Genomic DNA, 23474 nt, shown 5'->3' with positions numbered 1-23474 from the left:
CTGACGCCCCGCCCGCGCACCCTAGGATGGAAGCGTGAATCCCGTTGAGCTCGCCGCATACCTCGACTCCGTTCGCATCACCGGGTTGGTGGCCACGCCGCGGCAGGACAACCTGAAGCACATGCGGCTCTTCCTCGAGCGCAACGAGCACCTCGAGTTCGGGGTGGAACACACCCGGGACTGGACCTACGACGACGTCTTCGACCTCATGCACGAACGCGTGGGGACGAGCCCCGACCGGAACCACACCGAGGGGCAGGACACCATCGACGCCGGGAAGTGCGTCGCCGCCCTGGACCGGTTCGCCGACCGGCTGGGGGCATCCGCCCGCCGGAGGGAGCGGATCCTCTTCGCCACGGGCCACCCTGCGGGCCTGCTCCCCGTCCATGCTGCCTTCGCCCGGGCGGTGGCCGCCGCTGGCGCCACGGTGGTGCAGGTCCCGGAGGGGCGGCCGTTCGGTGCCGGGGACATCCGCCAGGTGTTCGGGGTGCTCGTGTGGCACCAGCACGGCGGGCTCATGCACACGCACTTCCCCGAGCCCATGCGCCTGAGCCTCGACACGCTCACGGGTGCCGGACACGACCTGCCGGATCTCGTCGTCGCCGATCATGGGTGGGCGGGCCACGCGGCGAGTGCCGGGCTACCGACCGTCGGGTTCGCCGACTGCAATGACCCCGGGTTGTTCGTCTCGGAGGCGCAGGGTCAGATCGACGTCGCCGTCCCGCTCGACGACAACGTGACCCCGGGACTGTACGAACCCCTCATCGACTACGTCCTCGGGCGGGCAGGCCTCCCGCGGGCCTGATCCGGCGCTGATAGGTTGGCTGCATGAGCGATCTTGAGATTGCCCGCGCCGCCGCGGTCAGGCCCATCGAGGACATCTCCGATGCGGCCGGAATCCCCCGGGAGGCCCTCGAGTTCCACGGCCGGTACAAGGCGAAGATCGACCCGCGGCTGCTGCCCGAGGACGGCCGCGCTCCCGGCAAGGTGGTCCTGGTCAGCGCCATGAGTCCCACCCCCGCCGGCGAGGGGAAGTCCACCTGCACGGTCGGGCTCGCCGATTCGCTCGCGAAGGCGGGGCAGCGCGTGATGATCGCCCTGCGCGAGCCGTCCCTCGGCCCCGTGCTGGGGATGAAGGGCGGCGCCACCGGCGGGGGCTACTCGCAGGTGCTGCCCATGGACGAGATCAACCTGCACTTCACGGGCGACTTCCACGCGATCACTTCGGCGAACAACGCGCTGGCCGCACTGATCGACAACCACATCCACCAGGGCAACGAGCTCGGCATCGATCCGCGGCGCATCACGTTCAAGCGGGTCCTGGACGTCAACGACCGCGCCCTGCGCGAGGTGGTCATCGGGCTCGGGGGGCCCACCCAGGGAACACCCCGACAGGACGGCTTCGACATCACCGTGGCCTCCGAGATCATGGCCGTCTTCTGTCTGGCCGCCGACCCCGAGGACCTGAAGGAACGCCTCGGGGACATCACGTTCGGCTACACCCACGACCGCCGGCCGCTGACGGTCCGGGACCTGCGGGTGGAGGGGGCGCTGGCGCTGCTGCTCAAGGACGCCCTCAAGCCGAACCTCGTGCAGACCATCGCCGGCACGCCGGCCCTCGTCCATGGTGGTCCCTTCGCGAACATCGCGCACGGCTGCAACTCCGTCATCGCCACGCGGACGGCCCGCCGCCTCGCGGACATCGTCGTGACGGAGGCCGGTTTCGGCGCGGACCTCGGGGCCGAGAAGTTCATGGACATCAAGGCGCGGGGCGCGGACCTCGCCCCCGACGCCGTCGTGATCGTCGCGACCGTCCGAGCCCTGAAGATGCATGGCGGGGTCGCCAAGGCCGATCTCGCGCAGCCCGACGTCGATGCGCTCCGGGACGGGACGCCGAACCTGCTACGGCACGTGCGGAACATCGAGAAGTTCGGGATCCGGCCCGTCGTCGCCATCAACAAATTCGGCACGGACTCGGTGGAGGAGCTCGACTGGCTGCTCTCCTGGTGCGCCGGCGAGGGGATCGCCGCCGCCGTCGCCGATGTGTGGGGCCAGGGCGGAGGAGGGCCCGGCGGTGACGGGCTCGCGGCCGAGGTCCTCGCGGCCCTGGAACGGCCCGTCACCTTCTCCCACCTCTACCCGCTCGACCTCCCCGTCGAGGAGAAAATCCGCACCATCGTGCAGGAGATCTATGGTGCCGACGGCGTCGACTTCTCGGTCCCGGCCCTGCGCAGGCTGAAGGAGATCGAGGCGAACGGGTGGTCGGGGCTGCCCGTGTGCATGGCGAAGACCCAGTACTCGTTCTCGGACGACGCCGGCGTGCTCGGCGCACCCAAGGGGTTCACCGTCCACGTGCGGGACCTCATCCCGAAGACCGGCGCCGGCTTCATCGTGGCGCTCACGGGATCCGTGATGACGATGCCCGGACTGCCGAAGGAGCCCGCAGCGCTCCGCATGGACGTGGACGCCGAGGGCAACGCCGTCGGGCTGTTCTGACACACCGGCCCCACGGGGCCTGGATGCACGGGAGGCCGGGACGGCGATCCGTCCCGGCCTCCCGTGCAGGCGTGCTGCCGGCTAGCGCTCGATGTCGCCGCGGATGAAGGCCTCCACCTTCTCGTGGGCGATGTCGTCGGCGTACTGCTCCGGCGGTGACTTCATGAAGTAGCTCGACGCAGAGAGGATCGGTCCGCCGATCCCGCGGTCCAGGGCGATCTTCGCCGCGCGGATGGCGTCGATGATGACACCCGCCGAGTTCGGCGAGTCCCAGACCTCCAGCTTGTACTCGAGCGACACGGGGGCGTCGCCGAAGTTGCGGCCCTCGAGGCGCACGAAGGCCCACTTGCGGTCGTCGAGCCAGGCGACGTAGTCCGACGGACCGATGTGGACGTCATTGGCCCGCAGTTCGGCCTTGACGTTGGAGGTCACGGCCTGCGTCTTGGAGATCTTCTTCGACTCGAGGCGGTCGCGCTCGAGCATGTTCTTGAAGTCCATGTTGCCGCCGACGTTCAGCTGGTAGGTGCGGTCCAGCGTGACGCCGCGGTCCTCGAACAGTTTCGCCATGACGCGGTGGGTGATCGTGGCGCCGATCTGGCTCTTGATGTCGTCGCCGATGATCGGGACGCCGGCCTCGGTGAACTTGTCCGCCCATTCCTTGGTGCCGGCGATGAACACGGGGAGGGCGTTGACGAACGCGACGCCGGCATCGATGGCGCACTGTGCGTAGTACTTCGCGGCGTGCTCAGAGCCGACGGGCAGGTAGCAGACCAGGACGTCCGCCTTGGCGGCCTTGAGCTGGGCGACGATGTCGACCGGCTCCTCGTCCGACTCGACGATGGTCTCGCGGTAGTACTTGCCGAGGCCGTCCAGGGTGTGCCCGCGCTGGACGATGACGCCGGTCGGCGGCACGTCGGCGATCTTGATCGTGTTGTTCTCACTGGCGCCGATCGCTTCCGCGAGGTCGTGGCCCACCTTCTTGCCGTCGACGTCGAACGCCGCCACGAACTGCACGTCGCCCACGTGGTACTTGCCGAACTCGACGTGCATCAGGCCGGGAATGGCCCCCGCCGCATCCGCGTCGCGGTAGTAGTGCACGCCCTGGACCAGCGACGCGGCACAGTTGCCGACTCCAATAATTGCCACGCGAATGGGGTTCTGTCCCACGGTTCTCCTCGAAAGCCTGATGAATATGCCCCGGCCGTCATCGCCCCGGACGCGGTTGGCATGGAATGCCAGTGTACGTTCAGTTTCCAACGCGGACGGATGCCGCCCCATTCCTCGATCGGGCCGGCAGCCCCGGTCGCGCGCCCTGAACACCGCCCGTCCGCGGGCCGGCGGCGGTTAGGCTCGGGGGATGACCTCGGGCACGGGCCGGCGCGGCCCCCAGCGCATCAGCGTCCCGAGCCGGTCCGACCCGGCACTGCGGCCCCTGGTCGAGGGCGTCGGGGGCCCGCTCGGGAGGCGCGCCGATCCCGGGCGGATCCCGCCCGGCTGGTTCACGGTGCAGCGGGTGCTCATCCTGATGACGGTCTGCTCGGCCGTCCTGGGCGTCGTGGCCAAGAACCCGTGCCGGATCCAGGGATGGACCTCACCGGACCACTTCTACCGCGCCTGCTACTCCGACTGGGCCGAGCTCTACCAGAGCCGGGGTTTCGGCGACGGCGTCCTGCCGTTCATCACCCCCGGTGCGCTCTTCGAATACCCGGTGCTGCTCGGACTGCTCGCCTCCGGGACCGCGGTGCTCGTGGACGTGATGGCGGGCGGAGCGGACGCCGCGGCGGCTTCCCTCCTCTATTTCGACGTCAACGCGGTGCTCCTCGCCGGGGTGTGGATCCTGACCGTGCTGGCGACCCTCCACCTCGCCGGCCGGCGCCCCTGGGACGCGGCCATCGTGGCCACGGCGCCCGTCATCGTGCTGGCCGGCACCATCAACTGGGATCTCTGGGCCGTGCTGCTCGCGACCTCGGGGATGCTGGCCTTCGCCCGCGACCGCCCGGTCCTGGCCGGGATCCTCTGGGGGCTCGGCACCGCGGTGAAGCTCTACCCGGTCCTGCTGCTCGGGGCGGTACTGGTCCTGGCGATCCGGACGGGACGGTACCGGCCCTTCCTCGGTGCCCTGGCCGGAACGCTCGCGGCCTGGCTCGCCGTGAACCTGCCCTTCCTCCTGCGCGATCCGCAGGGCTGGGCCTACTTCCTCACCTTCTCGGAGACCCGCGACGCCGGATTCTCCTCCGGGTGGTACGTCTACAACGCGATCGCGCGCCAGGCAGGCGCTGCCCCCCTCACGCCGGGCGCCATCAACGCGGGCGCCGCCGTCCTGTTCGTGCTCGCCTGCGCGGGCATCGCGCTCCTCGCCCTGCGGGCGCAACGCCGGCCGCGGCTGGCGCAACTGGCCCTGCTCATCGTGGGCGCATTCGTCCTCTGCAACAAGGTGTACTCACCGCAATACGCCCTCTGGCTCGTGCCGCTCGTGGCGCTCGCCGTCCCGCAGTGGCGCGTGGTGTTCGTCTGGCAGCTCGCGGAGGTCCTCCACTGGGCTGCGGTCTGGCTGTACCTTGGGGGCACGACGAGCGGGGGTGCTGCCGCGAACAACCTGGGACTCGGCACCTACTCCTGGGCGGTCCTCGCTCATATGCTTGCAACTGCATACGTCTTGGGCGTGGTCGTCGTCGAGATCCTCGCACCGCGCGACGACGTGGTGCGGCGTGGCGGCATGGACGACCCGCAGGGCGGGCCGTTCGACCGGACGCAGGACCGATTCGTGCTGGGCGCCCGTGGGCTCGGGCCCCTGCGCCGGGCGTCAGGGGGCACCCCGGGCGGCGGAGGCCCGCCGGGCGCCGCTCCGCTAGGCTTGCAGGACCGCGCGGACGCGCCCCGTCGCCCGTCGGCCGGTGGTGGAGGGCCTGGACCGGCGGGCCTCCGGACCCGCAGCGCGCCCGATCATCGACCAGTGCAGGACCCCCAGTGAGAGACCCCCAGTGACCGCAGCACTCCTGACCCACACCCCGCTCGACCGGCAGGCTTTCGACGCCCTCGCCGACGCGCATCCCGCGGTGCCGATACCACTCGAGCAGACCCCCGACTGGATTGACTTCGAGCGGGCCCTCGGGCGCACTCCGCTGGGCATCTGGGCCTACCGGGACGCGACGGGGACGCTCGTCGCGACCGCCAGTTACGTGCACGTGGTGCGCCGCTTCCGGGAATCCGTCGTCGTGGTCAACGGACCGGTCTGGTTCACGGAGCGCACACCCGCAGCGGAACGCCTGCTGATGGAGACGGTGCGCCGGCAGTTCCGCGACCACCCGGCGGTCGACCCGCTCTACGTCCGCCTGCAGGTCGCCACCCTGCAGGCGCCCGCTACCGGTCCCATCGAGCACGGCTGGTACGAGCGTGAGATCGTCGTCGACCTCACGCCGTCCGAGACGGACCTCCTGAAGACCTTCCGGCCGAACGCCCGCAACAGCATCCGCCGGGCCCGGCGCAACGGTATCGAGGTCCGCCATATTCGTCGGGAGGAATGGAAGCGGGTCTTCGCGCAGGAGCTGTACCCGATCATGCGGGAGACCGCGGAACGCGACGGCTTCCAGTCCTTCGACTCGTCCTACTACGAGACCCTGCTGACCATCCTCGGCGACCGCCTCCGCCTCCTCGTCGCCTACTCCGACGGGCAGGCCCTGAGCTGGCTGATCACCACCGAGTACCGCGGCTACGCCGTGTACTACTTCGCCGGCAGCACGGAGGCGGCACGCAGGACCTTCGCCCCCTACCTGCTCCTGTGGGAGGCGTTCACGACACTCAAGGCTGCAGGGAACACCGCGTGCGGCCTGACGGGCATCGAGAGCGAGAACTACCCCTCGCTGGCGAACGTCACGACGTTCAAGCGGAACTTCTCGAAGAACGTGGTGGTGGTGCCGACCACCTACGACGTTCCGCTCGATGCTCGGCGCTATGCCGTGGTGGCCTCGCTGCTGGCTGCCCGGCGGAAGGGACCGGGGGCCGCGCGGCGGGCCGCCGGGCGCCTCCGGCGCGTGGCGGGCCCGCTCGGGCGGCCCGGCAGGACGAGTACGGAAGCCTGACGGGCGGGGACCGACCCCGCCCGGAGAAAGGAAGCCATGGTTGATGTCGAGGTGGTCGGCGCCGGTCCCAACGGACTCGCGGCCGCCGTGGTCATGGCGCGCGCGGGCCTGTCGGTCCGGATCCACGAGGCCGCGCCGACCATCGGTGGCGGGTCCCGGTCGCTGGAGCTCATCCAGCAGGACCACCTCCACGACTTCTGCTCGGCCGTCCACCCGATGGCCCTCGCATCGCCGTTCTTCCGGGCCTTCGAACTGAGCCGCCGCATCGGGTTCGCGGTCCCCGAGGTCTCCTTCGCCCACCCGCTCGACGACGGGCGGGCCGGCGTCGCCCACCGCAGTCTCTCGAGGACCGTCGAGGGACTCGGTGTGGACGGGGAGGCATACCGGCGCCTCCTGCGGCCGCTCAGCGAGCGCGAGCAGGACATCCTCGCGTTCACCCTCAACCACGTGGTCCGCGTCCCGAAGAAGCCGGAGGCGGCCGCACGGTTCGGCCTCGCAGTCCTCGGGCAGGGCCTGCCGTGGTGGAACCGGCGCTTCAGCACCGACGAGGCGAAGGCCCTCGTCACGGGCGTCATGGCGCACCCGGTGGGCACCTTGCCCTCGCTGACCGGGGCCGGGGCAGGACTGGTGCTGAACCTCCTGGCGCACACCGTGGGGTGGCCCATCCCGGTCGGCGGATCGCAGTCCATCGCGGACGCCCTGGCGCTCGACGTGCGGCAGCACGGCGGAGAGATCGTCACGGACAGCAGGGTCAGGACCCTCGCGGAGGTGTCGGACGCGCGGGTGGTGCTGCTCGACGTCGCCCCCAGGGCCTTCCAGGCCATGTCCCGGGGGCGCCTCCCGGCCGGCTACGAAACGGCCCTGAAGGCCTTCACCTACGGCAATGCCGCCTGCAAGGTGGATTTCATCCTGTCGGGACCGGTTCCCTGGACCCATCCGGAGCTCCACCGCGCCGGAACCGCCCATCTGGGCGGGACGAGGGAGGAGATCGCCGCCGGGGAGAAGCAGGTCAACCGCGGCGTCCACCCCGACAGCCCGTACGTGCTGCTGTCCCAGCCGTCGTCGTTCGATCCGACCCGCGCCCCCGCGGGTCGGCACACGCTCTGGACCTACTGCCACGTGCCGCGGGGTTCCACGCGGGACATGGCGGAGGCGGTGACCGCGCAGATCGAGCGGTTCGCTCCCGGCTTCCGCGACGTCGTCGTGCAGAGCCACACGACGACGGCGAGCGAGCTCGAGATCTACAACGCCAACTATGTGGGCGGCGACTTCAGCAGCGGTGCGGTGAACCTCCGCCAGATCGTCGCGCGGCCCGTGCCGTCCCTCCAGCCGTGGGCGACCCCGATCAAGGGGGTCTACCTCTGCTCGCAGTCCACGCCGCCCGGGCCCGGCGTGCACGGGATGGCCGGACTCAACGCGGCGAAGCTGGCGCTGCGGCGTGAGTTCGGATTGGGCGTGCCGGCTCTCGGGCTGTGACGCTCAGGCGCTCTCCGGGCGCTCGAGCTCGCCCTCCCCGGTCTGCAACCAGGCGACCGCCAGATGGCGCGAGGTGAAGAACCGCGTGGGACAGGGCGGGGAGTTCACGCCGAGGAAGAAATTGGCGAGCATCCTGTCGACGGGAGAGGAGCCCAGGAGGGCGATCCGCGACGCCGCGCAGGGGATGGCGAAGATCGCCCGCGCCTCGCGCGTCACCGTTCGCGTGGTCTCCATGTCCACCAGCATGGGGTGGCCCGCCGCCTCGGACAGGGAGTCGACCGCCCGCATGGCGGACTCGGCGTCGGCGGCGGTGATGGTGGAGTCCTGATCCCACTCCAGGTGGAGGATGCCGTTCGGCAGGAGTTCGAGGCCGGCTTTGCCGCCGTCGATACGTCGTACGGGCACGGAGACCTCCTGGGCAGACCGCTGATGCCTTCCGGGCCGGTCGGCCCTGGGTTCCCCCGTGAGACCGAGGATCAGCGAGCCCCCATCGTAGCGAAGTATCCGGGGATGCCGGTGGTCCCGTCGCCGCCCATCGGTACGGTCTCGATGGTCACCGGTCCGTCGGCCACCACCTGCCAGGCCGCTTCGGGGAACGCCGCGCGTCGCTCGTCCGCGCCGAACCGGCCGGGTACCGGGATGCCGCCGATGGCCTTGCGCAGGGGAGGCGGGATCCTGCCCGGGGCGGCGCCCAGGCTCTGCATGTAGGAGAGCGGGTTCCCGCGATAGTTCGTCTCCGTCAGCAGGAGGCGCCCGCGCCGACCGACCACGGAGTGCAGGGTCCGCCCCAGTTGTTCACGCTGCCGGTCCCGCAGGACGTGGAACACGCCACGGACGAACACGTTCATGTCCCCGTATTCCTCGTGCAGGAGGTGCCCGGTGTCGGGGTCGGTCAGATCGAGCGTCCGGAAGGAGACCGCAGGCTCATCGCCGGTCTCCTGTCGGGCCCGCTGCACGGCGCTCTCGGCGACATCCACGCCGACGGCGGCAGGGAACCGGGACGCGAGCCAGCGCGTCCACCGACCGTTCCCGCATCCGACGTCGAGGACGGGGAGGGTGAAGTCCATGGACGCCTCCATGGCGTGCACGTACTGCTCCGCTTCCGGGCCGATGTCCGTGTCCCAGAGCACCTCGCCCTGCGTGCCGGTCGCCCGGACCCCGCTCCAGTACCCTTCCCACGCCCTCGTCGGGTCCCGGGGAGTGTTCCGCGCCAGGAACGCGACCTCGGGCACCATCAGGAGTTGACGGATGATTCGCAGCATACGTCGAGGGTACAGATCGTCCGTCCACACCAGGGCCAACCAAGGATTTCCACAGGATGGGGCGAAGGCACGCCCAATCGTCCGACCCGTCGCGGCCGCCTGCCTATGCTGGCCCTTGCCATGAACGCCATGGCCAGGAGGAAGGACGAGGACTCGATGCGGCGGAACACGCCCCTCGACGCGGACGCGGGCCGGGCCGAGCTGTGGGGCACCACCCGGGTCCTGACCGCCGTGATGGTGGTCCTGCTCACCGTCTATACGGGAGGCCTCCTGGTGGAGGACCCGGAGACGTTCGACCCGTTCTCCGACGGGTGGCTGTGCATCCTGACCGAACTCGCCGCCGTCGCCCTGTGTCTCAGTGCCGTCGTGCGGACCCGCTGCTCCGAACCGCAGGTCCTGCTCGGTACCGGGGCCGTCATCGCCTACACCGCCGGCGACGCCTACTACCTCATCTCCCTCGAGGGGGCCGACTCGCTCGGGTACACCTCCCTCGCGGACATCCCGTACCTCGCGTTCTATCCGTTGATGCTCGGAGCCCTCGCGGTGGTGCTCGTGCGGAAACTGCGCGGCCTGATGTGGCCGGTCCTCCTGGACAGCCTCGTCGGAGCGCTCGCGGCCGCCTCGCTCATGGCTCTCCTGCTGGCACCGGTCCTGCGGACCGGCACCACCGGGGGCACGGTCCTCGAGGTGGCCATCACGGTCGCGTACCCGCTCCTGGACCTGCTGGTGGTCACGGCCGTCGGCGGGGTCCTGGCGTCGAAGGGCCTCGACATCGGGCCGCGCTGGCCGGTCCTGATCGCCGGAATGATCCTCTTCTCCGCCGCCGATGTCGCCTATGCGCTCGGCGTCGAGGACTACAGCGCCGGATCGATCATCGACGCCGGCTGGGTGGCCGGAGTGGTCGCCGTGGCAGCCTGGGTCGACGGTGCGGCGGGATCCGGACAGGGACGCCGGAGCCGCGGCGTCCCCGAGCTCGCGGCGCCCCTGGTGTCCACGGCATCCGCACTCGCCGTGCTCGTGATCGGCTCCCAGCTCGACATCCCGCTGCTCGCCGTCGTCTTCGCGGCCGCCTCGCTGGGGCTGGCGTCCGTGCCTCTCGCCTTCCGGAACCGGATGCTCGTGGCCCTGGCACGGACCGATGAGCTCACGGCACTGCCGAACCGCCGCGCGCTCCTGACCGATGTTCCCGACCGGCTGGCCGGTGGGAGTACCGGTGCGCTCTTCATCATCGACCTCGACCGCTTCAAGCACGTCAACGACGCCCTCGGACACGACGTCGGAGACGCGCTGCTCGTGCAGGTCGGCCGTCGCTTCCGACGGCAGGTGCGCCCGGGCGACCTGCTGGCGCGCCTCGGTGGCGACGAGTTCGCCGTCTTCCTCGCCGACGTGACGGAGGACGAGGCCGTGACCGCTGCGCAACGGCTGGGAACGGAACTCTCCGTCCCCGTGGAGGTCGACACCGCCGTCCTGCAGGTGAGCGCGAGCATCGGTATCGCCCTGACACCCCGGCACGGTACCGATATCAGCCTGCTCATGCGCAAGGCCGACATCGCCATGTTCCGGGCGAAGGCACAGCGCACCGGTTTCCACGTGTACGACACCACGGACGATGACGACGGCGAACTGCGGCTGAGGACCGTCCAGGAGATCCGTACAGCGCTCGCGGAGGACCAGTTCGAGCTCCACTACCAGCCGAAGCTCCGCCTGGTCGACCACGAGATGACCGGTGTCGAGGCCCTCGTGCGCTGGAACCACCCCACCCGCGGGCAGCTGCCTCCGAGCGCGTTCCTGCCGCTCGCGGAGGAGGCGGGCCTGATGCCGCAGCTGTCCTCGCTCGTCCTCCGCCGGGCCGTCCGGCGCGTCTCCCGCTGGCGCGCGGAGGGACTGGACGTCGTCGTGGCCGTGAACATGTCGGGCTCCTGCATCCTGCCGTGTCTCCCGCACGAGATCAAGGGCCTGCTCGAGCAGCACGACGTGCCGGCGTCCTGCCTCATGCTCGAGATCACCGAGGACGTCCTGATGTCCACGCCGACCGGGACCGCCGGGATCCTCGCGCAGCTCCGGGCGGCGGGCGTGCAGATCGCGATCGACGACTTCGGCACCGGGTACAGCTCCCTGGCGTACCTCCGGGACCTTCCCGTCGACGAACTGAAGCTCGACCGCTCCTTCATCACGGCCATGGGAGGCGACGCGCGGGCGGGCGCGCTCGTCGGTTCGATCATCGACCTGGCACACAGCCTGGACCTGCGGGTGGTCGCCGAGGGCGTCAACGGCGAGCAGACCCGGGAGGAACTGCTCGACCGGGGATGCGATTTCGGGCAGGGATTCCACCTGGCCATGCCGCTGAAGGGATCCGACGTCGGGCCATGGCTGGCGGCCCGCCTGGTGGCCGGGAGCCGTTGATGGGAGCTGTCATGCCGCACCGGAGGAGGCGTCGACCAGAAAGTCCGCAGCACGCTTCCGATGCACTCGGTCCCTGCACCGACATCTGGCAGTGTGTTAGCCATGACTTCTGACCCCGACGCGCGTGTCGCGCTCATCATCGAGGATGACGCCGATGTGCGCCAGTTGCTGGTCATGACGCTCCGCATGAACGGATTCACCACGATCGAGGCGGAGAACGGGCGCCAGGGTGTCGCCCTCGTGCGGGAGCGCAGGCCCGACCTCGTGACGCTCGATCTGAACCTCCCCGACATCGACGGCGTGGAGGTGTGCCGTCAGATCCGTCCGCTGACGGATGCCTACGTCATCATGATCACGGCGCGGCAGGACGAGATCGACCGCCTCATCGGCCTCGAGATCGGTGCCGACGACTTCGTGGTGAAACCGTTCAGTCCCCGCGAGGTCGGGGCGCGTGTGAATGCGATGTTCCGCCGCCCGCGCAGCACCGTCCGGAACATCTCCCAGCCGCTCCTCGGCGTGGACCCGGCGGAGCCGGCGCCGACATCGGTCACGCCGGAGCCGGTGGCGGGGATGCTGGTCCACGGAGCGCTCAGCATCGACACCGAGGGCCGGATCGCCCTGCTCGACGGCGTCGAGGTCCCGCTGACGCGGATCGAGTTCGACCTGCTGGCCACGCTCGTCTCGGGGCCCCGCAGGGTCTGGCAGCGCGAAACCCTGCTGTCACGCATCTGGGGTGACGGGTGGGTCAACGACCAGCACCTCGTCGAGGTGCACATCCGCAACCTGCGGAAGAAGCTGGGCGAGGACACGAAGGCGCCGCGGTTCATCCGGACGGTGCGCGGTGTCGGCTACAGGATGATGCCGCCCGACGCCGATTGAAAGTCGGTCGCGAGACTTCGCAGCCGCGCGATCTCCGGTCCGTGCACCGCCGGTTCTCCGACCAGCTCAAGGGCCGTGGCGGATTCCTCCGCGAGCCGGCACGCGCCGACCATCGATGCACTCGCCCTGAGGCTGAGCAGGGCGACGACGGCGTCTTCCTCGGCCCGTGCGGAGAAAGCCGCCTCGACGGCGTCGATCCGGCGGGGGAGCATGCGCACGAACGTCTGCAGGAACTCCAGGGCGCCCTTCGGGTCGGAGAGTTCCTCTCCGAGGTTCGCGAGTGTCCGCCGGTCGAGGGCGGGAAGCTGTGACACGTCGGTCCTGTCGGTCGCTGGGCGGGAGCGGCTGCCGGTCGACGCTGCCCACCGGCTCCGGTGGACGGACCGGAACCGGCGGGAAGACCGCGGAGGAGTGCTCCTGCGTCCCACTCTGACCGCCACCGTTCAACCAGGCCGTGGCCGAAGTGCGAAGGAAGACCGAAGAAAAGGCGAAGGCCGGATCGTCCCGTCCCGGGCCTACGCGAGCAGTTCCCGGACCAGCGGGATCACCTTCGAGCCGTAGAGCTCGATGCTGTGCATGAGCTTCTCGTGGGGCAGCGGACCCGCGCTGTACTTGAGGTCGAAGCGGTCGATCCCGAGGGTCTGCGCCGTCGCGGCGATCTTCCGCGCGACGGTCTCGGGCGACCCCACGTAGAGGGAACCGAAGTCGGCTTCGTGCTCGAATTCCTCGCGCGTCGTCGGACCCCAGCCGCGCTCCCGGCCGATGCGGTCGCGCATGATCCGGTTGTCCGGCCACAGTTCCTCCCGCGCCTGCTCGTCGGAATCGGCGATGTAGCCGGGCGAGTGGACGCCGATGGGCAGCGTGGGCCGGCCGAACTGGGTGAGGGCCCGGTGGTACAGGTCCACGTAGGGGGCGAACCGTGCAGGGTCACCACCGATGATCGCGAGCATCAGCGGCATGCCGTACCGGGCTGCGCGCACCACGGATTCGGGGCTGCCGCCGACGCCGATCCATGTCTTCAGGCGGCCGCCCTCGGTTTTCGGGTAGACGTCGTGGTTCTTCAGGCCGGAGCGGGTGCTGCCGGACCAGGTGACGGGCTGCTCCGTGATGAGCTCCGAGAACAGGTCCAGCTTCTCCTCGAACAACCGCTCGTAGTCGGAGAGTTCGTAGCCGAACAGCGGGAAGGACTCGGTGAAGGAGCCCCGCCCGAGAATGACCTCGGCGCGGCCGTTCGAGGCGGCGTCGAGCGTGGCGAAACGCTGGTAGACCCGCACGGGGTCGTCGGAGCTGAGCACGGTGACGGCCGACCCGAGGCGGATGCGCGTCGTCTGCCCCGCGATCGCCGCGAGGACGGTCTCCGGTGCGGAGATGGCGAAGTCGTCGCGGTGGTGCTCGCCGAGACCGATGAAGTCCACGCCCACCTGGTCGGCGAGGACCGCCTCGGCGATCACGTTGCGGATGACCTGCGGGTAGGGGACGGGGTTGCCGTCCTCACCGCGTGTGACGTCCCCGAAGGTGTCGAGGCCGAGTTCCAGTTCGCGTGCCATGGTGATGCTCCCGTGATCGACGTCCGGGCCCGCCCTGGGCCTGCTGGTGGAACGGGCTCCACCCGGTGGTTATTCCATGCATATGTATCTAGTTGTGATGGTCCCGGACTACCGCCCGGCGGTCTGCCGGACTTCGGCGGCGCGGTCCGCCCGGGCGATGCTCGCCGGATCCGCGAGGTCGACACCGGCCCGTGCCGCGGCCGCCCGTGCAGCGGGCGACTTCAGGTCGGGCAGGACGAAGCGTTCCGGGGTGATCCGGGCATCCTGCGCGGCATACGCGCGCTGGTCGCGCGCCAGGGCGGGGCCGGATCGTTCCGCGGCGCGCACCGTGGACGCGGTGACGGTCACCGGGGCACCCGTCAGCGCCGGGCCGATCAGCGGCGCGTAGCCGACGGCGTGACCGGAGCGGTTGGGGTGGTACGAATCGGAGACGGGGCTGGACAGGCCGTTCAGCCACTCGACGTCGTCGCACACCGCGTGCCCGCCGAACACCGCGGACGGGTCCCGGAAGGTGAATCCCGCGGCGGCGGCCGCCGTCGCCGTCGTCCGGTTGAGGAGGTCCGCCGTGGCGTTGAGGCGTGCCTCCTCGGTGGGTGAGAACCAGGTGGCCGCGTTGCAGTCCTCGCCGTTGAAGATGCGCGGGTAACCCGCCACGGTGATGGAAGCCTGGGGCGCCCGGGCGCGGATCTGGCCGTACAGCGAGCCGAGGCGCCCGGGGAGCTGCCCGGTGATGACGGCCTGGGCGCGGTCGATCGCCGCTGTGCAGTTGCTCATCCACGCCGGCTTGGCGCACTCGGTCAGGACGGCGGCGAACGCTGCGTCGTTACCGCCGACGCTCACGGACACGTACGACGTCGTCGGTGTCAGCGCACCCAGTTGAGCGGCCGCGACGTCGCTGATGGTGGCGCCGGAGCAGGCGCGGAAGTCTAGGGCGTAGCCCCGGGCGCTCGCGATGAGGGCGGGGAACGCGTGGACGGAACGCTGGCACGTCGTCCCGTCCACCAGGTAGGCGCGCGTCCCGGTGCCCGACGAGTACGAATCGCCCAGGGCGACGTACGAAGCGGGCGCTGCGGCGGCCGGGGACGCAGGCACCACGACGGCGGCGAGCAGGGCCAGGGAGGCGAGGGCGGAACGGAGGCGGGGGATCGTCATTGATGCTCCTGATGCGGATGAGACTGTGGTCGCCACGCTAGCCCGGTGGTGTCCCGTGCGGTCGTTCCCCGGCGGTGCGGTCCGCACGACTCTTCCGCGGAAGCGGGACGACGGGTAGGGTACCGTCCCGCCTACGGCGCCCTTTGCCTCCGATCCGGCGCGCGCGGTACGCTGTGGGACGGCTCACATACCGCACGACCCAACTGAATACGCCATCGATCTGCAGCGGGAGAGTTCTGCTGGTGACCCACACACCGGCAGGCGCCGTAGGAGCAATTCCTCCCCGGGAATCTCTCAGGCGAAAGTACCGCTGCGGCTAGGCAACTCTGGAAAGCAGCCCCGGACGGCGTCCGGCGCTCACCGACGGTGCAAGCAGGCACGGAGCCCTGCGGAAACTCTCAGGTCCCCTACAGAGCGGGGAGGAACCCGACCAGGCCCGCGCACGCCCGCGCACCTCATCCGACGTACGGAGTTCCCATGACTGCCACCCCCGACATCGCGTCGACCTTCGCCGACCGCCACATCGGCCCCCGCACCTCGGACGCCGGGCACATGCTCGAGATCCTCGGCTACCCGAGTCTCGACAAGCTCGTGGACCTGGCTGTCCCCGCCAGTATCCGCCTGAACCGGGCCCTGGACCTCCCGTCGGCCCTGAGCGAGACCGAGGTCCTTGCGCAGCTCCGCCGGATGGCCGGCCGGAACCGGACCGCCGTGCAGATGATCGGACAGGGCTACTTCGACACCGTGACGCCGCCGGTCATCCGCCGGAACGTCCTCGAGTCGCCCGCCTGGTACACGGCGTACACGCCCTACCAGCCCGAGATCTCCCAGGGCCGCCTCGAGGCCCTCCTCAATTTCCAGACCATGGTCCAGGACCTCACGGGCCTCGACATCGCCAACGCCTCCCTGCTCGACGAGGCGTCCGCCGTCGCCGAGGCGGTCCTCCTCATGCGCCGCTCCGGCAAGAGCAAGGGCCGCACGGTGATCGATGCCGACGCCCTCCCGCAGACCGTCGCCGTGGTCCGCGGCCGCGCCGAGGCCCTCGGGTTCGACGTCGAGGTGGCGGACCTCTCGGCGGGCCTGCCCGACGGCGACATCAACGGCGTGGTCCTCCAGCAGCCTGGCGCCTCCGGTGCCCTGCGTGACCACGCGGCCGTCATCGGCGCGGCGAAGGAGCGCGGAGCCCTCGTCACTGTCGCCGCCGACCTGCTGGCGCTGACGCTCATCACCGCACCGGGCGAGCAGGGCGCGGACATCGCCGTCGGGTCCGCACAGCGCTTCGGGGTGCCCCTCTTCTTCGGCGGTCCGCACGCCGCCTACATGGCAGTCCGCAAGGGACTCGAACGAATGCTGCCGGGACGCCTCGTGGGCGTCTCGAAGGACGCCGACGGCGCCCCCGCGTACCGCCTGGCGCTGCAGACCCGGGAGCAGCACATCCGCCGCGAGAAGGCCACGAGCAACATCTGCACCGCGCAGGCGCTGCTGGCGATCGTCGCCTCGATGTACGCCGTCTACCACGGCCCCGAGGGGCTCAAGGCCATCGCGCGCACCGCCCACGCCCGCGCCGCCTCCCTCGCCGCCTCCCTCGAGCACTCCGAGGCGACCGTGGTGCACGATGCCTTCTTCGACACCCTCCTGATCCGGGTTCCCGGCAGGGCCGCCGAGTTCGCCGACATGGCCGAGGCCGCCGGGTACAACCTCCGCCGCATCGACGCCGACCACCTCGGCATCTCCTGCGACGAGACGACCACGCCGGAGCACGTCGCCGCCGTCGCCGCCGTCTTCGGAGGTGCTGCGGCGGAGACCACGGGGGACCGCATCCCCGCGGACCTGCGCCGCACGTCGGACTTCATGACGCACCCGGTGTTCTCGCTGCACCGCTCGGAGACCGCGATGCTGCGCTACCTCCGCCGGCTCTCGGACCGGGACCTCGCCCTGGACCGCACCATGATCCCGTTGGGCTCCTGCACCATGAAGCTCAATGCGACCGTCGAGATGGAGTCGATCTCCTGGCCCGAGTTCGCGTCCATCCACCCGTTCGCGCCGGAGAGCCAGACCGAGGGGTGGCGTGAGCTGATCACGGACCTCGAGGAGCGACTCGCCGAGATCACCGGGTACGCGCGCGTGTCCCTCCAGCCCAACGCGGGCTCGCAGGGCGAACTCGCGGGTCTCCTCGCCATCCGCGGCTACCACCGCTCGCGCGGCGACGAGAACCGGACCATCTGCCTCATCCCGTCCTCGGCCCACGGCACCAATGCGGCCTCCGCCGTGCTGGCGGGCATGAAGGTGGTGGTGGTGGGCACGGCCGCGAACGGCAACATCGACCACGACGACCTCCTCGCGAAGATCGAGCAGCACGCCGCGGACCTCTCCGCGATCATGATCACCTATCCCTCCACCCACGGGGTGTTCGAGGAGGACGTGCGCTGGGTGTGCGAGAAGGTCCACGAGGCCGGCGGCCAGGTCTACATCGACGGCGCCAACCTCAACGCGCTCGTGGGGCTCGCGCAGCCGGGGGAATTCGGCGGCGACGTGTCCCACCTGAACCTGCACAAGACCTTCTGCATCCCCCACGGCGGCGGCGGGCCCGGCGTCGGCCCCGTGGCCGTCGCCGCGCACCTCGCGCCGTTTTTGCCCGGCGACGCGAACCGCGACATCGCCACCGACGGCGCACCGGGCACCGAGGGCGGCGCGCCGGTCTCCGGGTCCATGTACGGCTCCGCCGGCGTCCTGCCCATCTCCTGGGCGTACATCGCGCTCATGGGTTCCGAGGGACTCACCAGCGCCACCGCCCACGCCCTGCTCGCCGCGAACTACGTCGCGGCCCGCCTCACCGAGCACTTCCCCGTGCTCTACACCGGGGTGCAGGGCCTCGTGGCCCACGAGTGCATCCTCGACCTCCGGCCCCTGACGGCCGCCACCGGCGTCACCGCCGAGGACGTCGCCAAGCGCCTCATCGACTACGGGTTCCACGCACCCACGCTGTCGTTCCCCGTGGCCGGGACCCTGATGGTCGAACCGACGGAGTCCGAGGACCTCGCCGAACTGGACCGCTTCGTCGACGCCATGATCGCGATCAGGGGTGAGATCGACCGGGTGGCGGCCGGCGATTTCAGCATCGAGGAGAGCCCGCTCCGGCAGGCGCCCCACACCGCCCGCGTCCTGGTCGGTGACCAGTGGACGCAGGCCTACCCGCGCGAACTCGCCGCGTACCCGCTGCGCTCGCTGCACCACGACAAGTACTTCCCGCCGGTGCGCAGGATCGACGGCGCCCACGGCGACCGAAATCTGATCTGCTCCTGCCCGCCCATCGAAGCTTTCGAAGACTAGGAACCCCATGAGTGAGCAGAGCAAGCACACGGCCCTGTACACCCGGCACGAGGCGCACGGGGCGTCCTTCACGGACTTCGGCGGGTGGCAGATGCCCCTGAAGTACCGGAGCGAACTCGAGGAGCACCACACGGTGCGGCGGGCCGCCGGCCTCTTCGACCTCTCCCACATGGGCGAGATCCTCGTCAGCGGTCCCGGGTCCGCGGCGTTCCTGAACTACGCCCTCGTCGGCAACCTCGCGGTGATTGCCGTCGGCAAGGCCAAGTACTCGCTGATCTGCACCGCCGAGGGCGGGGTGATCGACGACCTCATCACCTACCGGCTCGCCGAGGACTCCTTCCTCGTGGTGCCGAACGCCTCCAACGCGGACGTGGTCGCCGAGGAACTGCGGCAGCGCGCCGCCGGCTTCGACGTCGCCGTCGAGGACCAGTCCGACACCATGGCGCTCATCGCCGTGCAGGGCCCCACCGCCGAAGCGGTCCTGCTCGAGCTGGCACGCCCCGAGGACGCGGGAACCATCCGCGCGCTGAAGTACTACGCGGCCGTGGAAGTGGAACTCGCGGGACTCCCGGTCCTGCTGGCCCGCACGGGGTACACGGGGGAGGACGGCTTCGAGATCTTCATCGGCACCAGCTTCGCGGTGCGCCTGTGGGACGCCGCGCTGCAGGCCGGCGAGGCCCACGGCCTGCTGCCGTGCGGCCTGGCGGCCCGGGACTCGCTCCGCCTGGAGGCCGGCATGCCGCTGTACGGGCACGAACTCGGCCTCGACACCAACCCCTTCGAGGCCGGCCTCGGCCCCGTGGTCAGCACCAAGAAGGCGGACGACTTCGTGGGCCGCGCCGTACTCGAACCCCTCAAGGCCGCCGAGCCCGCGCGCCGCCTCGTGGGCCTGCGCGCCCTCGGGCGCCGCTCCGCCCGCGCCGGGTACGACGTCGTCGTCGACGGTGCCGTCGTCGGGACCGTCACCTCCGGGCTGCCCAGCCCCACCCTCGGCTACCCGATTGCGCTTGCCTATGTGGACGCTGCCTTCGCCGCCGTCGGCGCGGAGGTGCAGGTCGACCTCCGCGGCCGCCCGGAACTGTTCTCCGTGATCCCGACGCCGTTCTACCGGCGCGAGAAGCCCGCGGGTGCACCGCAGTGACGATCAGCGCCTTCGACCTCTTCAAGATCGGGATCGGTCCCTCCAGCTCGCACACCGGCGGACCGATGACCGCTTCCTACCTCTTCACCACCCGGCTCCGCTCCGAGGGACTGCTCGACCGCGTGCAGCGCGTGCAGGTGGACCTGTTCGGCTCCCTCGGCGTGACGGGACACGGCCACGGGACGGTGAAGGCCGTCCTGCTCGGCCTGGAGGGGGATCAGCCGCACCTTGTGGACCCCACGTCGGCGGACGCCCGCGTGGCCTACATCGGGGAGTGCAAGACGCTGAACCTCGCGGCGCAGCGCCGGATCGCCTTCGACCCGGAGACGGACGTGCTGCTGCACCGCGGCCAGCGCCTCGACTACCACACCAACGGCATGCGCTTCTCGGCATATTCCGACGATGCCGAACTGATCCTCTCCAGAGAATACTTCTCCGTGGGAGGCGGGTTCGTCCTGGACGAGGACGAGATCGGTTCGGAAGCAGCGGCCGTGGAACCCGTCCCGGTGTCCCACCCGTTCGACACGGCCGACCAACTGGTGGACCTCTGCCGGCGGACCGGCCGGTCCTTCTCGGACGTCGTCCTCGCCAACGAACTGGCGTGGCGACCGGAGGCCGAGGTCAGGGAGGGGCTGCTGGAGATCTGGGCGGTCATGCAGGACACCATCCGGCGCGGCACGACGACGGGCGGCATCCTGCCCGGCGGCCTGAGCGTGCGGCGCAGGGCGGAGCGGCAGCGTCAGTTGCTGGAGAAGGCGGACGATCCGAGTGACCGCCTCGGCACGATGGAATGGGTGACGCTCTTCGCGCTGGCCGTCAACGAGGAGAACGCCGCCGGCGGGCGGGTGGTCACGGCACCCACCAACGGTGCCGCGGGCATCATCCCGGCGGTCCTGAAGTACTACGTGGACTTCGTCCCGGGAGCCGACGACGACGGCGTCGTCCGGTTCCTGCTCGCGGCAACCGCGATCGGTTCCTTGTTCAAGAAGAACGCGTCCATCTCCGGCGCGGAAGTGGGCTGCCAGGGTGAGGTCGGCTCGGCGTGCGCGATGGCCGCCGGGGCGCTGGCGGAGGTGCTCGGCGGCACGCCGGAACAGGTCGAGAACGCCGCCGAGATCGGGATCGAACACAATCTCGGGCTGACCTGCGACCCCGTGGGTGGGCTCGTCCAGATTCCGTGCATCGAGCGGAACGCGGTCGGGGCGATGAAGGCCATCACTGCCGCCCGAATGGCCGTGCGCGGGGACGGGCAGCACCACGTCTCCCTCGACGTCGCCATCAAGACCATGCGCGATACCGGCGCCGACATGATGGACAAGTACAAGGAGACCGCGCGCGGCGGGCTGGCCCTGAACGTCGTGGAGTGCTGAACCAGAGTGCCTGACATCCCGGTCCGTATCGAGGTCATCCCCGGTGCTGGTCTCGAGGACCGGCTGCGGGCTCACCTGCCCGCGCCCGCCGTCGTCACCGTGACGTGCCTGCCGCACCACGGCCCCGATGAGACTATCGCGACCGCGGTGCGGCTCGCGGGGGCGGGGTACACCGCCATCCCCCATCTGGCCGCGCGCTCCGTGCCCGGGCGGTCCGAACTCGCAGAGTATGCCTCACAATGCATGGACGCCGGGATCAGGGACGTCTTCGTGATCGGGGGGGACCGGACCGAGGCTGCGGGACCCTACGCCTGGAGCGGTCCGCTCATGGAGGATCTCGCGGAGCTCTCCGGGGGGACCTTGGGGCAGGGCGTCGCGGTCTACCCCGAGGGGCATCCGGCCAGCACGGACCAGGAACTCCTGGGGACGCTGCTGTCCAAGCAGGTCCTCGCATCCTGGGGCGTCACGCAGCTCTGTTTCTCCCCTGACACCCTGCGCGCCTTCGTGCCGCGGCTGCGGCAGGACGGGGTGACGCTGCCGATCTGGGCGGGTGTTCCCGGACCGGTCCGGATCAGCCGCCTGCTGCGCCTGGCCGGCACGATCGGGGTGGGTCAGTCCGTCGGCTTCCTCAGGCGCTCGGCCGGTGGGGCCGACGCCGGGTCCGTGGTCAGGCAGTTGCTGTCCTCGGCGTCGTACGACCCGGCGCCCCTGGTGGCGGCGCTCGACGGTGCGGGCTACGAGGGAATCCACCTGTACAGCTTCAACGACCTCGAAGGGCTCGAACGGTCAGGCATGGGGCCGCCCCGGGCGTGATGGCCAGGGCAGGAAGCCGACCTGGTCGCAGTGTCCACGGATTTCTCCAACCGGGTCCCGCGGGGCAGGACGCAAGGAGCGACCACCCGGACGGGCGGTCGCTCAGCGTGCTTCCCGGCGGGGGACGGCGTCAGACGGCCGCGGCGGCGGGCTTCTGCCGCTGCGGGGCGAGTTCCCCGATGATGCCCCGCAGGAGCCTGCGGAGCTCGAGGGATTCGAGCCCCTCACCGATCATCAGGGAACGCTCGATGTCCTCGGCCTTCGCGAGCGCCTCGATGCCGGCCTGGGTGATCGTGATGCGCTGGCTGCGGCGATCGACGCTGTCGCGGATGCGGGAGATGAAGCCCTGGCGTTCGAGCTTCTCGATGGTCTTGCCGATCGTCTGCGCCTGTACGTGCACGGCGAGCGCGAGCTTGGCGCCCGTCATGGTGCCCTGACGGGACAGGACGCCGAGGGTGGTGTATCCCGCGTGGGTGATCCCGATGTCCAGCAGCCTCTCGTTCCATGCGTGGTCCACGAGGCGGGCGGCGGTGGTGAGGAGGCGACTCGTCGACCACTCTTCCAATTCAGACATGCGATCTTCCTCCCGAAGATGTGGGGACACCCGCTGGTGCTGGGCAGCGCCGGCGAGGCGTGGTGTCGTTGCAGCCGACCGGTTGTTCTGGGACGGGATCGACTGGCTTAGACCCACTATGCGCTGCGATCTTCAAGTTTTCCCGTCGCATCGTCCGAAGCTTCGGGCAAGAAAGCGGAGGAGACCATGTCTCCACGCCTGCTGAAGGCGACGATCGCGGATGCGACCCGGCGCGCCGCGGAGTGCTGCACCACGTGCGGCTGGCCGGGGATCTCCACGAGCTCGCCGTCGCGGGCGCGCGTCGCCAACTCCTCGCACCACCGCCGTCGTGCCACCACGTCCCGGCTGCCCCTCATCACCAGCACCGGGCACTGGAGACGCTCGACGGCGTGTTCCAACGGGTAGGCCATCATGGGACGCACCTGGCGGAGGTACCAGCGTGTTCCGGTCTGCAGATAGTCGCGACCCACGATCAGGTTGGCGGACGGGCTCTCGCGCAGCGTGTCATGGGCGAGGGAGACGGCCTGCTGCAGGACGGTGCGGCGGAGCCGGTCCACCACCGGCCCGATCAGGACGACGCGCTCCACCAGGGCCGGCGACTGCAGGGCGGCCTCCGTGGCGAACTGCACACCCATCGAGTGCCCGATCAGCGTGCAGGAGCGGATCCCGAGCAGACCGAGCGCCTCGACGATCAGCGCAGCATGGTCCTCGACACCGAGCGGTGTCCGGGGCCGCGGGTCCGGGCCGTACCCGGGGAGATCCACCGCATGTACGGCGGCGTCCTCCGCCAGTTCGGCCCGCAGGCGGTCGAGGTAGTGGTGGGTCATGCCGAGCCCGTGCACGAGAACATAGGGGTTGCGCGGGGAAGCGGGGGACACGGGCCCGGGGGTGGTGCGGATGCGGAGGGTGAAGCGTCCCACCTGGACGGTCCGGAGCGTGGTCGACTGCATCC

General features: G+C 70.4%; 19 protein-coding genes and 1 riboswitch. Of the genes, 11 read left to right on the top strand and 8 right to left on the bottom strand.

What is annotated here, in order from left to right:
- Positions 1-34 precede the first annotated feature (34 nt).
- Positions 35-805 (top strand): phosphatase, encoded by a 771-nt coding sequence (locus ACX80F_RS05725; protein ID WP_459335431.1) that lies wholly within the window; start codon positions 35-37, stop codon positions 803-805.
- A 23-nt stretch (positions 806-828) separates the two neighbouring features.
- Complete coding sequence (locus tag ACX80F_RS05720; protein ID WP_459335430.1) at positions 829-2496, top strand: formate--tetrahydrofolate ligase; 1668 nt, start codon at positions 829-831, stop codon at positions 2494-2496.
- Between the two features lie 81 nt (positions 2497-2577).
- Here ACX80F_RS05720 and ACX80F_RS05715 read toward each other — a convergent pair whose 3' ends face one another.
- Positions 2578-3663: an inositol-3-phosphate synthase gene (locus tag ACX80F_RS05715; RefSeq protein ID WP_459335429.1), complete on the bottom strand. Its 1086-nt coding sequence runs from the start codon at positions 3661-3663 to the stop codon at positions 2578-2580.
- Between the two features lie 190 nt (positions 3664-3853).
- On the opposite strand from ACX80F_RS05715, the gene ACX80F_RS05710 reads away from it, so the two are divergent.
- The 3 genes from ACX80F_RS05710 to ACX80F_RS05700 are packed head-to-tail and all read left to right on the top strand — an operon-like array spanning position 3854 to position 8051.
- Positions 3854-5467, top strand: coding sequence for a glycosyltransferase family 87 protein (locus ACX80F_RS05710; RefSeq protein ID WP_459335428.1), 1614 nt, complete (start codon positions 3854-3856; stop codon positions 5465-5467).
- A 10-nt stretch (positions 5468-5477) separates the two neighbouring features.
- Positions 5478-6575, top strand: a complete 1098-nt coding sequence (locus tag ACX80F_RS05705; RefSeq protein WP_459335427.1) for a lipid II:glycine glycyltransferase FemX — start codon at positions 5478-5480, stop codon at positions 6573-6575.
- A gap of 36 nt (positions 6576-6611) precedes the next feature.
- Entirely contained in the window at positions 6612-8051 is a 1440-nt protein-coding gene (locus tag ACX80F_RS05700) for a phytoene desaturase family protein (protein ID WP_459335426.1), read from the top strand.
- Positions 8052-8054: 3 nt separating this feature from the next.
- Here ACX80F_RS05700 and ACX80F_RS05695 read toward each other — a convergent pair whose 3' ends face one another.
- Together ACX80F_RS05695 and ACX80F_RS05690 are read right to left on the bottom strand one after the other, a co-directional pair.
- Positions 8055-8456 (bottom strand): DUF7793 family protein, encoded by a 402-nt coding sequence (locus ACX80F_RS05695; RefSeq protein ID WP_459335425.1) that lies wholly within the window; start codon positions 8454-8456, stop codon positions 8055-8057.
- A 71-nt stretch (positions 8457-8527) separates the two neighbouring features.
- The gene (locus ACX80F_RS05690) at positions 8528-9313 is read right to left on the bottom strand and encodes a class I SAM-dependent methyltransferase (protein WP_459335424.1); all 786 of its coding nucleotides are present in this window, start codon (positions 9311-9313) and stop codon (positions 8528-8530) included.
- Positions 9314-9433: 120 nt separating this feature from the next.
- Here ACX80F_RS05690 and ACX80F_RS05685 point away from each other — a divergent pair, with 120 nt between their 5' ends.
- A complete protein-coding gene (locus tag ACX80F_RS05685; RefSeq protein ID WP_459335423.1) occupies positions 9434-11716 on the top strand; it encodes a putative bifunctional diguanylate cyclase/phosphodiesterase in 2283 nt (760 codons plus the stop codon).
- Between the two features lie 102 nt (positions 11717-11818).
- On the top strand, positions 11819-12595 hold the full coding sequence (locus tag ACX80F_RS05680) for a response regulator transcription factor (RefSeq protein ID WP_459335422.1): 777 nt from the start codon (positions 11819-11821) through the stop codon (positions 12593-12595).
- Here the strand turns inward: ACX80F_RS05680 and ACX80F_RS05675 are convergent.
- The 3 genes from ACX80F_RS05675 to ACX80F_RS05665 all read right to left on the bottom strand — a co-directional run bounded on the left by ACX80F_RS05675 (position 12565) and on the right by ACX80F_RS05665 (position 15294).
- Positions 12565-12909 (bottom strand): hypothetical protein, encoded by a 345-nt coding sequence (locus ACX80F_RS05675; protein ID WP_459335421.1) that lies wholly within the window; start codon positions 12907-12909, stop codon positions 12565-12567. The two genes, ACX80F_RS05680 and ACX80F_RS05675, sit on opposite strands and share 31 nt — an antisense overlap.
- 201 nt (positions 12910-13110) lie before the next feature.
- Positions 13111-14142 carry an LLM class flavin-dependent oxidoreductase gene (locus ACX80F_RS05670; protein WP_459335420.1) on the bottom strand — a complete coding sequence of 344 codons (1032 nt, stop codon included), beginning with the start codon at positions 14140-14142 and terminating at the stop codon, positions 13111-13113.
- Between the two features lie 108 nt (positions 14143-14250).
- Positions 14251-15294: an SGNH/GDSL hydrolase family protein gene (locus ACX80F_RS05665; protein ID WP_459335419.1), complete on the bottom strand. Its 1044-nt coding sequence runs from the start codon at positions 15292-15294 to the stop codon at positions 14251-14253.
- A gap of 216 nt (positions 15295-15510) precedes the next feature.
- Positions 15511-15614, top strand: a riboswitch (glycine riboswitch).
- A 157-nt stretch (positions 15615-15771) separates the two neighbouring features.
- On the opposite strand from ACX80F_RS05665, the gene gcvP reads away from it, so the two are divergent.
- From gcvP to ACX80F_RS05645, 4 genes are read left to right on the top strand one after another with little or no spacing between them, the layout of a single operon-like run.
- On the top strand, positions 15772-18624 hold the full coding sequence (gcvP, locus tag ACX80F_RS05660; RefSeq protein ID WP_459335418.1) for an aminomethyl-transferring glycine dehydrogenase: 2853 nt from the start codon (positions 15772-15774) through the stop codon (positions 18622-18624).
- 7 nt (positions 18625-18631) lie between these two features.
- Entirely contained in the window at positions 18632-19765 is a 1134-nt protein-coding gene (gene gcvT, locus ACX80F_RS05655; RefSeq protein ID WP_459335417.1) for a glycine cleavage system aminomethyltransferase GcvT, read from the top strand.
- Positions 19762-21135, top strand: a complete 1374-nt coding sequence (locus ACX80F_RS05650) for an L-serine ammonia-lyase (protein WP_459335416.1) — start codon at positions 19762-19764, stop codon at positions 21133-21135. The genes gcvT and ACX80F_RS05650 overlap by 4 nt, the downstream gene beginning before the upstream one ends.
- A 6-nt stretch (positions 21136-21141) precedes the next feature.
- Positions 21142-21948, top strand: coding sequence for a methylenetetrahydrofolate reductase (locus ACX80F_RS05645; RefSeq protein ID WP_459335415.1), 807 nt, complete (start codon positions 21142-21144; stop codon positions 21946-21948).
- Positions 21949-22078: 130 nt separating this feature from the next.
- On the opposite strand, the gene ACX80F_RS05640 is transcribed toward ACX80F_RS05645, so the two are convergent.
- The gene (locus ACX80F_RS05640) at positions 22079-22522 is read right to left on the bottom strand and encodes a MarR family winged helix-turn-helix transcriptional regulator (RefSeq protein WP_459335414.1); all 444 of its coding nucleotides are present in this window, start codon (positions 22520-22522) and stop codon (positions 22079-22081) included.
- Positions 22523-22638: 116 nt separating this feature from the next.
- Complete coding sequence (locus ACX80F_RS05635; protein WP_459335413.1) at positions 22639-23472, bottom strand: alpha/beta fold hydrolase; 834 nt, start codon at positions 23470-23472, stop codon at positions 22639-22641.
- Positions 23473-23474: the final 2 nt, after the last annotated feature.

This window comes from Arthrobacter sp. TMS2-4, from assembly GCF_054511075.1.
This window is presented reverse-complemented; position numbering and strand designations above follow the sequence as displayed.